This is a genomic window from Flintibacter sp. SJQ-8 (genome assembly GCF_054108085.1).
The window spans coordinates 1-12,786 of sequence record NZ_JBPJWR010000004.1; the positions used below are offsets into that span (position 1 = coordinate 1).

Here is a 12,786-nt window from a genome sequence, read left to right on the forward strand (position 1 = left end):
CTGCTTGCACAAAAGGCGGCGGAGGAAGCGACACTTCTTCCCAATCTGCTGATGAAGTACATGGAGATACGAAAGGAAGAACGGAAGGACTGGACGAGGGCTGGACAGAACCGGGGGACTTCACAGGACTTAAAGGCAGTCAGCGAAGCCCTGTCCTATCTCCGGCAAAAGGGGCTTTCCACTGTGGAGGACTTAGAAGCATTTCTGGAATCTTCCGGGAAATCAGCCGCAGATTACCGCAATCAGATGAAGCCAAAGGAAGCCCGCAGCAAAGTGATTGACGGGATTCTTGCCAGCCGGACAGACTGCAAGGAATGTAAGCCTGTCTATGAGAAGTACCAGAAGATATTTTTTAAGAAAACAAAGGAGAAATTCAAACAGGAACACCCGGAGGTTGCCCGGTATGCGAAAGCCGCCGCCTACCTTGCCAAGCACCCAGACGATAAGGACAGTACCCAAAAGGAGCTGCAAGAGGAGCAGGAAAAGCTTCTGGAAGAAATCGCAGAGCTGAAAGTACCACTGACCGAGGTACAGGAGGATTTGAAGAAGCTGCGGGACATCCGCTACTGGGTACGGAAAGCCACACCCGGCACAGAGGAAAGTAAAGAGCCGCCCAAGAAGCAGCCCATCAAAGAAGTCTTGCAGGATAAGGCAGACGAGAAAAAAGCACAAAGAACTGCCCCGGCACAGACGAAACACAGACAACAGGATATGGAACTTTAACAGGCACTTGCCATTTTCAATCAGAGAATGTCAGGTGCTTTTCTTATTTTCAAGGAGGGATAGATTTGAATGTATTTGAAGCTGTGAAGCAGTCCGTCACAACAAGACAGGCTGCGGAGCATTATGGAATCCATGTAGGTCGGAACGGGATGGCTTGCTGCCCGTTCCATAATGATAAAACCCCAAGCATGAAGCTGGATCGGCGTTACCACTGCTTCGGCTGCGGTGCGGATGGGGATGTGATTGATTTTGCCGCCGCCCTGTATGGGCTGGGAAAGAAAGAAGCCGCCGTACAACTGGCACAGGACTTCGGGCTTTCCTATGAGGACTGGAAACCGCCGGGAAAGGCAAAAAAGCCCAAGCCCCGGCAGAAATCCCCGGAGGAACAGTTTCAGGAAGCAAAAAACCGTTGCTTCCGTATCCTTGCCGATTATCTCCACCTGCTTCGGGTATGGAGAAAGGAATATGCCCCGCACTCCCCAGAGGAAGCCTTTCATCCCCGGTTTGTGGAAGCCTTACAGAAGCAAGACCAAGTGGAATATCTGCTGGATGTGCTGCTGTTCGGGGAGACAGAGGAAAAAGCGGCTTTGATTACGGACTACGGAAAGGATGTGATACAGCTTGAACAGCGAATGGCAGAGCTTGCAGCCGCAGACGCAGCAAGAACTAAAAAACACCATGAACGCCATGCAGCCGCCCCAGAGCATTGAGGAAATCAAGGCGGGGCTGGAAACCACCGAGAAAGGCGGTGTCCGCCAGAGCATACGGAACTGCCTGACCGTATTCCAGCGTGACCCGCTGCTTTCCGGGGCTATCGCATACAACATCCTGACCGACCGCAAGGACATCATAAAGCCCATCGGCTTCCACAGGGAAAGCACAGCCCTGAACGATACGGATATGAAGTATCTGCTTCTTTATCTGGAAGAAACCTACGGGCTTACCAATGAGAAAAAGATTGATAATGCCATCGGGATTGTGGCGAATGAAAACAAGTACCATCCCATCCGGGACTACCTAAGTGCCCTTGTGTGGGACGGGACAGAACGAATCCGTTTCTGTCTGCGGCACTTTCTGGGGGCTGACGCAGACGATTACACCTATGAAGCGTTGAAGCTGTTCCTGCTGGGTGCAATCTCACGAGCCTTTCAGCCGGGGTGCAAGTTTGAAATCATGCTTTGTCTGGTAGGCGGTCAGGGGGCTGGAAAGTCCACCTTCTTCCGTCTGCTGGCAGTCCGGGACGAGTGGTTCTCCGATGATTTGCGGAAGCTGGACGATGACAATGTGTACCGCAAGCTGCAAGGTCACTGGATTATCGAAATGTCGGAAATGATGGCAACCGCAAACGCCAAGAGCATTGAGGAAATCAAGTCATTTTTAAGCCGACAGAAAGAGGTTTACAAGATACCCTATGAAACCCACCCAGCAGACCGCCCCCGTCAGTGCGTGTTTGGTGGCACTTCCAATGCCCTTGACTTCCTGCCCCTTGACCGTTCCGGCAACCGCCGCTTTATCCCCGTCATGGTGTACCCGGAGCAAGCCGAGGTTCACATTTTGGAGGACGAAGCTGCTTCCAGAGCCTATATCGAGCAGATGTGGGCGGAAGCGATGGAGATTTACCGAAGCGGCAGGTTCAAGCTGGCTTTCAGCCCCGCCATGCAGCGGTATCTCAAAGAACACCAGCGGGATTTTATGCCGGAGGACACCAAAGCCGGAATGATACAGGCGTATCTTGATAAGTACACCGGGAGCATGGTCTGTTCCAAGCAGCTCTACAAGGAAGCCTTGAACCATGCCTTTGACGAACCGAAGCAATGGGAAATCCGGGAAATCAACGAGATTATGAACCAGTGCATTGACCGCTGGCGGTACTTCCCGAACCCAAGAATGTTTTCAGAATATGGCAGACAAAAGGGCTGGGAGCGTGAAAACCCGGCAACGGACTCCGGCAACCCGTCTGAAAAAACGATGGACGGTTTTGTGGAGGTCACAGAACAGATGGAGCTTCCATTCTGAAAATGACAGCCCGTTGCATCCCCTGTTGCTATCCCGTTGCCGAGCCGGTTGCCGGGGAAAATCCCGAAACTATCGGCTTTTCTCCCCTATGACAACCAAAACAACAGAAAAATAAAAGAAAAGTATAAATAGTAACCATCGCCAGATTGAGATTGTTTGCAAGGTCTTTTGAAGCCCGTTGCCGGACTTCGTTGCCGACACCCTCTGTCTGGCTATTTTCATGTATGGAGGATAACTGCCTATGGCAAAAAACAAAACAGAGATTCATGTGACTACTGTGTTTGACGGGGAACTGGACGCAACCGATGTATTCGTCAGCCTGATTTCCCAGAAATACGGCAAAACAAACACGAAAGAATATCTTGCTGAAAAGAAAGATATGAGCTATAATGAAGATGAGGTTCAAAAGAGCCAGATACCGTCTGGATTGTGTGGGTAAATGGCTATGATGAACGAAATGGAATACAGAACAATCGGTTCGGCACTTGCCGGAGGGTATCGTGCAGCGGTCTATTGCAGGCTGTCAAAGGACGATGACCTGCAAGGCGAAAGTGCCAGTATCGCAAACCAGCGTGATATGCTGGAAAAATACTGCGAAAAGCAGGGATGGGAGGTTGTGGCAGTCTATCAGGACGATGGCTTCACAGGTCTTAATATGGAGCGTCCTGATTTACAGAGAATGTTGAGAGCCATTGAGCGCAGACAAATCAACCTTGTCATCACGAAAGACCTCAGCCGACTTGGGCGGAACTATCTGCAAACCGGGCATTTGATTGAGGACTTTTTCCCAAGAAACGGTGTACGCTATATCGCCATGAATGACGGTATCGACACCCTGCGGGATAACAACGATATTGCCCCGTTCAAGAATATCCTGAACGAGATGTACAGCAAGGATATTTCCAAGAAAGTCCATTCCTCTTATCTTCTGAAAGCGCAGAAAGGACAGTTTACCGGGTGTCTTGCCCCGTTTGGGTATCGGAAAGACCCGGAGGACAAAAACCATCTGCTCATTGACGAGGAAACCGCCCCGATTGTGCGGCTGATTTTCGGATATGCCCTGAACGGTCATGGTCCGAACTATATCCGCAGACGGCTGGAGGAAGAAAAAATCCCCTGCCCCACATGGTGGAACCGGGAACGGGGGCTTCGCAATACCCGCACCAAATGGGAAAAGAAAGACCCGGAAAACGGGCGGTATATGTGGGACTTCTCCGTTATCAAAGACCTTTTGATGAATCCCGTCTACACCGGGGCGATTGCTTCCCAGAAAAAGGACTACCGTTTCAAAATCGGCACGATTGGGGAAAAGAAGCCGGAGGACTGGATTGTGGTGGAGGGGCAGCATGAACCGCTGATTGACCGCATGAGCTTTGACATTGTGCAGAACAAGCTGAAATCCCGCCAGCGTCCGGGACAGACTAATGAAATCAGCCTGTTTGCCGGATTGATAAAATGCGGCGAGTGTGGGAAGTCGCTGACGGTACGCTACACAAACGCAAAACATCCCCAGCAGATTTATTCCTGCAAGACCTACAACGCCTTTGGAAAGAACCACTGCACCCAGCACCGGATTGATTATGACACCCTTTACAGCCATGTGCTGCGGAAAATCAGGGAATGTGCCAGAGCCGCCCTGATGGACGGGGAAGCGGTTGCCGACCGCTTGACCAATACCTGTGAAGCCGAGCAGCGGGAACAGCGGGAAGCAATGGAACGCTCCCTCACAAGGGACGAGGAACGGATTGAGGTTCTGGACAAAATGGTAATGCGGCTTTATGAGGATATGATTGCAGGGCGTATCAGTGAACAGAATTTCAACACCATGCTGGAAAAGACACAGACCGAGCAAGCGGAGCTTAAAGCAAAAGTGTCCGAGGGCAGAAAGCGGCTGTCCGATGAAGTCCAGCTTGCCAATGACGCAAAACAATGGGTGGAAGCCATTCAGGAATACGCCAATATCACAGAGCTGGACGCAGCCACCCTCAACCGCTTAATCAAAGAAATCGTCGTGCATGAGCGCATTGACGAAGATAAAACAAGACACATTTCTATCGAAATTCATTTTAATCTCAAACCCATCCCAGAGGTGGAACAGGTCACTGCCTGACCTGTCCCGCCGGGACGGTTCTCTTAAAAACACCATATAGATTTTTTGTACGCCGCCGCCCGCCATCGAGCAGAGTTTTACACCTAATTGGGTATAAAACAGCTCATGGCTGGCGGCGGTGTTGCCCTCATCGGCACCACCCTTGTACCTCTGCTCTCCGGACTGTTCGGTTAATCACAAAACAAGGAGGTAATCGCCTTTGGACAGCATACTCCAACAGATCACAGACTGGCTGAAAGAAATGCTCGTTTCAGCTATTATGGGAAATCTGTCGGGGATGTTTGAGTCCGTCAACAACCAGGTTGGCGAGATAGCAACCTCCGTTGGCATGACCCCGGCGAATTTTTCGCCGGGTGTCTTTGCCATGGTACGAAACATCTCCGAGTCAGTGATTATCCCAATCGCAGGCTTGATTCTGACCTTCATTGCCTGTTATGAGCTAATTCAGATGATTATTGACCACAACAATCTGGCAAATTTTGAAACCTGGATCTTCTTCAAATGGGTGTTCAAGACTTTTGTTGCGGTCATGTTAATCACAAACACATTCAATATCACGATGGCTGTGTTTGATGTGACACAGCACGTTATAAACGCAAGCGCCGGTATCATATCCGGAAATACTGCCATAGATGCTTCGGCATTGGAAACAATGGAAGAAACGCTGATGGCAATGGATTTGGGTCCTTTGCTCGGCTTGTTCCTGCAATCCTTTATCGTGCAGGTCACGATGTCCGCTTTGGCAATCATCATCTTTGTGATCGTCTACGGTCGAATGATTGAAATTTATCTGATGGTCAGCCTTGCCCCGATTCCGCTTTCCACTTTTGGAAACAGAGAACAGAGCAATATCGGACAGAATTATCTGCGTTCGCTGTTTGCAATCGGATTCCAGGGATTCCTGATTATGATCTGCGTGGGCATTTATGCGGTGCTGATTCAGTCTATCGCATTCAGTGATGACATCATCGGTTCTATCTGGGGTGTTATGGGCTACACCGTCCTTTTGTGCTTCACCCTGTTTAAGACTGGTTCGCTTGCGAAGGGTGTATTCAGCGCTCACTAAGGGAAGGAGGAAATTGTTTGGCAGCGTATATTCCCGTACCTCGTGACCTGACGAGGGTAAAAACAAAAGTGTTCTTCAATCTGACGAAACGGCAGTTACTTTGCTTTGGTGCGGCGGCGCTCATCGGAGTGCCGATTTTCTTTCTGGTCAAAGCAACCGGAAATGTGAGCCTTGCAGCACTGTCCATGATGATCGTCATGTTACCGTTGTTCTTTCTGGCAATGTATGAAAAGGATAGTCAGCCGTTGGAAGTGGTTGTAGAACACTTCATTCAGACCAAATTCGTTCGTCCCAAGGTTCGCCCTTATCAGACGGACAACTATTATGACGCTTTGATGCGTCAGTACAAACTGGAAAAGGAGGTTGAACGAATTGTTTTTCAAAAAGAAGCCACAGGCAAGAAACATCAAAATGCCTGCAAATCTGAATCGGAAGCAGCAGCGAGAAATTAAAGCTGTTGTGGAACGGGCAAAGAAGGACAACGGTATTCCGCAGACTGCACAGCAGTCCATTCCCTTTCAGAGAATGTTCCCGGATGGCATCTGCCGTGTCACTGACAGTTATTACACCAAGACCATTCAGTTTCAGGACATCAACTATCAGCTGGCACAGCAGGAAGATAAGACTGCCATCTTCGATGAGTGGTGCAGTTTCCTGAATTTCTTTGACAGCTCCATTCACTTTGAGCTTTCCTTTATGAACCTGAGTACCGATGCTGAAAGCTTTGAAAAGAGTATCCGTATCCCGTTCAAGAAGGACAGCTTCAATCCCGTCCGTGCCGAGTATAGCCAGATGCTGAAAAAGCAGTTGGCGCAGGGCAACAACGGCTTGACCAAAACCAAGTACCTGACATTCGGCATTGAAGCCGAATCCATGCGGCAGGCAAAGCCGAGACTCAACCATATCGAAAACGATCTGCTCAATAACTTTCGGCGTTTGGGTGTCATTGCCACTACCATGAACGGCAAAGAGCGGCTGCATCTGATGCACTCTATGTTCCACATGGGTGATAATGATAAGTTCTTCTTCGATTGGAAGTATCTTGTGGAATCCGGGCTGTCCGTAAAGGACTTCATTGCTCCGACGGCGTTTGCCTTTAAGACCAACCGCACCTTCCAGATGGGCAGTATCTTCGGTTCGATGTCTTATCTGGCAATTACGGCATCAGACCTGTCTGATCGTATGCTGGCGGATTTTCTGGATATGGAATCCACGCAGATCGTGACCATGCACATCCAGTCGGTTGACCAGACTGCGGCGATTAAGACCATCAAGAGAATCATCACCGAGCTTGACCGTTCCAAAATCGAGGAACAGAAAAAGGCTGTGCGTTCTGGCTATGACATGGACATTATCCCATCTGACCTTGCTACCTATGGTAAAGATGCGAAGTCACTTCTGAAAGAATTGCAGAGCCAGAATGAGCGAATGTTCATGGTGACATTTCTGGTGCTGAACACCGGGCGCACCGAGCAGGAACTGGAGAACAATGTGTTCCAGGCACAGAGCATCGCCCAGAAGCATAACTGCAATCTGCGTCGTTTGGATTTTCAGCAGGAATCCGGACTGATGAGCAGCCTGCCTTTGGCACAAAACCTGATTGAGATTCGTCGTGGCCTGACTACCAGTTCCACGGCTATTTTTGTGCCTTTCACCACGCAGGAGCTGTTCCAGAATGGTGGAGAAACGCTCTATTACGGGCTGAATGCTCTGTCGAACAACCTTATCATGGTGGACAGAAAGAAGCTCAAGAACCCCAACGGACTGATTCTGGGTACTCCCGGTTCCGGTAAATCCTTTTCCGCAAAGCGTGAAATCACCAATGCGTTCCTGGTTACGGATGACGATATTATCATCTGCGACCCCGAAGCGGAATATGCGGCTCTGGTTCACAAGTTCAATGGTCAGGTGGTAAAAATCAGCTCCTCCAGTACCAACTATATCAACCCTATGGACATCAACCTGAACTACTCTGAGGATGACAACCCGGTAGCACTGAAAGCTGATTTTATCCTGTCCCTCTGTGAGTTGATTATGGGCAGTAAGGATGGCTTGCAGCCTATCGAAAAGACGGTTATCGACCGTTGTGTGCATCAGATTTACCAGAGATATTTCGACAATCCTGCCCCTGAGAATATGCCGATCCTTGAGGATTTGTATGATGCCCTTCTGAAACAGGACGAAAAGGAAGCCCACCATGTAGCGACCGCCTTGGAAATCTATGTTAAGGGTTCTCTGAAACTGTTTAACAACAGAACCAATGTGGATATTCAGAATCGTCTGGTGTGCTTCGACATTAAGGAGCTGGGCAATCAGCTGAAAAAAATCGGTATGCTGATCGTTCAGGATCAGGTCTGGGGGCGTGTAACTGCCAACCGTTCTGCCGGTAAATCGACCAGATATTATATTGACGAGTTCCATCTGCTTCTGAAGGAAGAACAGACGGCAACCTATTCCGTAGAAATCTGGAAGCGATTCCGTAAATGGGGCGGCTTGCCGACCGGTATTACTCAGAATGTCAAAGACCTGCTTCGTTCCCCGGAGATTGCCAACATCCTCGAAAACTCTGATTTCATCTATATGCTGAATCAGGCAAGCGATGACCGAAGTATTCTGGCACAGCGGTTGAACATTTCGCCGCATCAGCTGTCCTATGTAACCAACTCCGGTGAGGGCGAAGGACTTCTGTTCTATGGCAATGTGATTCTGCCGTTCATTGACCGATTCCCGACAGATCTGGAACTGTATCGCATTATGACCACGAAGTTAAACGAGGTGGCACAGGAAAAGGAGGCGTAATGTATGGCGAAAAGACCTACACGACTCCGTTTTACCGAAGATGACCTTGCAGATTCTCATGTGAAGAAAGCTGCCGACCGTGCAGATAAGGCGGTTGATAGGGCTGAAAAAGCGGCAGACAAATTGGCTTCTAAAAAGGCAAAGCCGAAGCTAAAGCTGGAAACAGATGCAGCCGGTTCCCGTAAAGCAAAGCTCCGTTTTGAAAAAGCGGAGTTTACGGAAATCGAGCGCCCATCTGTGGCAAAGCACATGGCAAGCCGTGGTGCCGCAGTCACGCTCACATCCAAAGCACATCGGGCGGTGTCAGAATATGAGGATGATAATATCGGCGTTCAGGCTGTGCAGGAAACGACCAAGGCTGTTGAATCCACTGTCTATACCGTCGATCATGCCGTTTACAGTCACAAGCTGAAAGCCTACGACAAGGCGGAAAAGCTGGTTGAGAAGTCAGATAAAGCAAATGTAAATGCCCTGTATGAGAAGTTCAAAAAGGACAACCCCGATGCCGGTTCCAATCCCTTTTCCCGTTGGCAACAGAAAAGGGCAATCAAGAAAGAATATGCTGCCGCCAAAGCCGGTAAGAATACCGCTTCGACAACGGCTTCTGCATCTAAGGGTGCAGGCAAGGCAACGGGCAAAGCAGCTCAGGGAGCCAAGAACATCACAGAAAGAGTAACGGAGTTCTGCACCACACACTCTAAAACGATTCTGTTTGTTTTGATTGCCGGACTGCTTTTTATGATACTCTCAGGGATGTTCTCGTCTTGTTCGGCTATGTTCCAAGGCGGCACACAGATCATTCTGGGAACTTCTTTTACTGCAAAAGAGGAAGATATTATTGGTGCGGACAATGATTACAAGGCTTTGGAAGCTGCGCTCCGCAATAAAATCAATAATATCGAGCGTACTCATAGCGGATATGACGAGTACCGGTATGACCTTGATGAAATCAACCACAATCCTTATGAGCTGGCGGCGTATTTGACGGTGAAGTTTGAGGATTACACCAGAGATGAGGTGCAGGCTACCCTGCAATGGCTATTTGAGCAACAATATGAGCTGACCCTGACGGAAGTAGTAGAGATTCGTACACGAACAACATCTTCTACTGATCCCGAAACGGGAGAGACAACAACAGAGGAAGAAGATTACGAATATTATATTCTGAATGTGAAGCTCAGAAATAAGGGCTTGAACAGTGTGATTTCAAATTCCGGCTTGTCGGAAGATGATATGGAGCGATATAGAATTTTGCTTCAGACAAGGGGCAACAGACCGGATATTTTCGGAAATGACATTTACGCCACCCCTGGCGGCGAGTACACCGATTATGATATTCCGGGCGAAGCGCTGACAGACACAAGATTTGCCAATATGATTCGGGAAGCTGAAAAATATCTGGGATACCCGTATGTGTGGGGCGGCAGCAGCCCGTCTACCTCCTTTGACTGCTCCGGATTTGTTTCCTATGTAATCAATCACTGCGGAAACGGTTGGAGTGTTGGTCGTTTGACCGCAAACGGTTTGATGGGCGTATGCGACATTATCCCGAAAAGCTCTGCCAAACCGGGAGATTTGATTTTCTTCCAAGGCACTTATGATACCTCCGGTGCATCACACGTTGGTATCTATGTTGGCAATGGTATGATGATCCACTGCGGAAACCCCATTTCCTACGCTTCTATCGAATCGAATTACTGGCAACAGCATTTTTACTGCTTCGGCAGAATCAGAAACTAAAGGAGGGATGGCGATTGAGTGCCAAGTTAGACAGAATAGGTGCAGACCTTGAAAAAGCCCGTAAGAAACGGGCAGAATGGGATGCTAAGGTGAAAGACCTGGAACGCAGATACCGTGAGGAGGAAAATTCCGAAATCCATGAGATGGTTCATGCTGCGAACCTGAATCCCGAACAGCTTTCCGAGCTGCTCCGTATGTTTGCTGCGGATATGGCTCCGAAGCCTGATACGATCAATACTATGAATGAGGAGGAAACGCAGAATGAGATTTAAGAAAATTGGAGCCGCATTGCTGGCGTGTGCAATGTGTTTTGGCGTGTTTTCTACAACGGCATTTGCCTATGTAGATGAAAGCGTAGCGACTGAAGAACCTGCGGTCGAAGAAAAAGTTCCCGAAACAGAGCCGGAGGAGCCGATGCTACCGCTTACTCCCGACGGCAATCTGACTTTGGTTGATGACGCTGGCTCGCCTACGAAAAGCGGAAAGCAGTTCATTACCGCTGTAACCAAAAACGGAAACTACTTCTATATCATCATTGACCGTGATGATAAGGGCGAGGAAACCGTGCATTTTCTGAATCAGGTGGATGAAGCCGACCTGCTCAAGCTGATGGACGAGGAAGAAGTTGCAGAGTTCACCAAGCCGGTTGAGGAAACAAAGCCGGAAGTAGTTGAAACAGTTCCTGAAATTACAGAACCGACACCGGAGGAAAAGCCGAAATCCACAAATATGCTCCCGGCGATTCTTACTCTGATTGTGCTTGCCTGTGGTGGTGGATTCTTCGTATTTAAGAAAGTCCAGGAAAAGAAGAAGGCACAGGAAGCGGCAAAGCCTGACCCAGATGCTGATTATGTGGACGATGACGAGGACTATGGGTACGATCCGGAGTTTGAGGACGACGATGAAGATAGCTCCGTCGATGAAGATGATAATGAACCTGTGTAAACAGGATAGGCTTGATGCCTGGGGCAGCCTTCGGGTTGCCTTTACATAGTTTCCGCTTTCAAAAAATAAAAAAATTTGCGTTTTTGAAAGTGACATCTTGCATATACTATTAGCAGACAGTATAATAAGTACAGCGAAGCGGTTTCGAGAAATGAAAAAACTTCAATTTTTGAAAGCGGGTGACTATATGAAAACAATCACGAGAGCAAAATATCTCGATAGAATCATTGAACTGAATGGTACTCCTGACATCAAGATCATCACGGGCATTCGTCGATCTGGTAAGTCCAAATTGATGCAGGCGTATATTGCGTATCTGAAAAGCAATTTTGAAAACATCAATATTATCTTCATCGACTTCATGGATTTGGCGTATGAAGAAATCAAGGAATACCATGCCTTACACGCCTATGTGGAAGAACATTATCAGGAAGGAAAAACGAACTACCTGTTTGTAGACGAGGTTCAGATGTGTCCCAAGTTTGAGTTGGCAATCAATAGCCTGTACTCTAAGGGAAAATACGACATCTATGTAACAGGCTCTAATGCTTTCCTGTTGAGTGCAGATCTGGCAACTCTGTTTACCGGACGCTATATTGAAATTCATGTGTTTCCTTTCAGCTTCCAGGAATATTGCCAGTATTATGATGATATTAGTGACAAAGATAAGCTCTTTGATGAGTACGCTATCAAGGGCGGTTTAGCAGGTTCCTATGCTTATAGAACCGAAAAAGACAGAACAAACTATATCAAAGAGGTCTACGAAACGATTGTTACAAGGGATTTGGTACAGAAATATACTCTCCCGGACACTTTGGTTTTACAACGTCTGAGCGAGTTCCTTATGGATAATATCAGCAACCTGACTTCTCCGAATAAGGTCAGTCAGCTACTGACAGCAAATGAGACTCCAACCAATCATGTAACCGTCGGCAAGTACATTAAGTATTTGTGCAATGCTTTTGTATTTTATGATATTAAGAGATATGACATCCGAGGTAAGAAATACCTTGAAAGCTCTGAAAAGTTCTATTTGTGTGACAGCGGTATTCGATATGCAATACTGGGAAGCAGAAATATAGACTATGGCAGAGTATATGAAAACGTTGTTTGTATCGAGCTTCTTCGCCGTGGATATGATGTCTATGTCGGCAAGCTCTATCAAAAGGAAATCGACTTTGTTGCTCAGAGAGGTAGCGAAAAGATTTATATTCAGGTCAGCGACAACATTTCCGGGCAGGAAACATTTGAGAGAGAATGCTCTCCTCTGCTTCAGATTCGAGACGCTTATCCGAAAATGATTATTGCCAGAACCAAACATCCCCAATATAGCTATGAAGGAATCGAAATTCACGATATAGCCGATTGGTTGCTACAAGAATAAGCA

11 protein-coding genes and 2 pseudogenes are annotated in these 12,786 nt (G+C 48.1%); all 13 read left to right on the forward strand.

Going from position 1 to position 12,786, the window contains the following annotated elements; all coding sequences use genetic code 11:
- A pseudogene (locus ACSAMP_RS00970) lies at positions 1-723 on the forward strand (MobQ family relaxase); the annotation flags it as partial.
- 65 nt (positions 724-788) lie between these two features.
- Positions 789-1,433 carry a CHC2 zinc finger domain-containing protein gene (locus tag ACSAMP_RS00975; protein ID WP_457799225.1) on the forward strand — a complete coding sequence of 215 codons (645 nt, stop codon included), beginning with the start codon at positions 789-791 and terminating at the stop codon, positions 1,431-1,433.
- Positions 1,402-2,739, forward strand: a complete 1,338-nt coding sequence (locus ACSAMP_RS00980) for a virulence-associated E family protein (RefSeq protein ID WP_117452251.1) — start codon at positions 1,402-1,404, stop codon at positions 2,737-2,739. The genes ACSAMP_RS00975 and ACSAMP_RS00980 overlap by 32 nt, the downstream gene beginning before the upstream one ends.
- Positions 2,740-2,980: 241 nt before the next feature.
- A complete protein-coding gene (locus tag ACSAMP_RS00985; protein ID WP_131970605.1) occupies positions 2,981-3,178 on the forward strand; it encodes a hypothetical protein in 198 nt (65 codons plus the stop codon).
- Positions 3,179-4,849: a recombinase family protein gene (locus ACSAMP_RS00990; RefSeq protein WP_004798072.1), complete on the forward strand. Its 1,671-nt coding sequence runs from the start codon at positions 3,179-3,181 to the stop codon at positions 4,847-4,849.
- A gap of 90 nt (positions 4,850-4,939) precedes the next feature.
- Positions 4,940-5,023: pseudogene (locus ACSAMP_RS00995) on the forward strand (Maff2 family mobile element protein); the annotation flags it as partial.
- A 25-nt stretch (positions 5,024-5,048) separates the two neighbouring features.
- On the forward strand, positions 5,049-5,915 hold the full coding sequence (locus ACSAMP_RS01000; RefSeq protein ID WP_002304374.1) for a VirB6/TrbL-like conjugal transfer protein, CD1112 family: 867 nt from the start codon (positions 5,049-5,051) through the stop codon (positions 5,913-5,915).
- Positions 5,916-5,932: 17 nt separating this feature from the next.
- The gene (locus ACSAMP_RS01005; RefSeq protein ID WP_002304375.1) at positions 5,933-6,367 is read left to right on the forward strand and encodes a PrgI family protein; all 435 of its coding nucleotides are present in this window, start codon (positions 5,933-5,935) and stop codon (positions 6,365-6,367) included.
- A complete protein-coding gene (locus tag ACSAMP_RS01010; protein WP_002588967.1) occupies positions 6,327-8,714 on the forward strand; it encodes a VirB4-like conjugal transfer ATPase, CD1110 family in 2,388 nt (795 codons plus the stop codon). Before ACSAMP_RS01005 ends, ACSAMP_RS01010 begins: the two co-directional genes overlap by 41 nt.
- A gap of 3 nt (positions 8,715-8,717) precedes the next feature.
- Complete coding sequence (locus tag ACSAMP_RS01015) at positions 8,718-10,454, forward strand: C40 family peptidase (protein ID WP_002304377.1); 1,737 nt, start codon at positions 8,718-8,720, stop codon at positions 10,452-10,454.
- Between the two features lie 14 nt (positions 10,455-10,468).
- Positions 10,469-10,726 carry a DUF4315 family protein gene (locus tag ACSAMP_RS01020; protein WP_002304378.1) on the forward strand — a complete coding sequence of 86 codons (258 nt, stop codon included), beginning with the start codon at positions 10,469-10,471 and terminating at the stop codon, positions 10,724-10,726.
- The gene (locus ACSAMP_RS01025) at positions 10,716-11,399 is read left to right on the forward strand and encodes a DUF4366 domain-containing protein (protein ID WP_002578950.1); all 684 of its coding nucleotides are present in this window, start codon (positions 10,716-10,718) and stop codon (positions 11,397-11,399) included. Before ACSAMP_RS01020 ends, ACSAMP_RS01025 begins: the two co-directional genes overlap by 11 nt.
- Before the next feature lie 151 nt (positions 11,400-11,550).
- On the forward strand, positions 11,551-12,783 hold the full coding sequence (locus ACSAMP_RS01030; RefSeq protein ID WP_002304383.1) for an ATP-binding protein: 1,233 nt from the start codon (positions 11,551-11,553) through the stop codon (positions 12,781-12,783).
- The last annotated feature ends 3 nt before the right edge of the window (positions 12,784-12,786 follow it).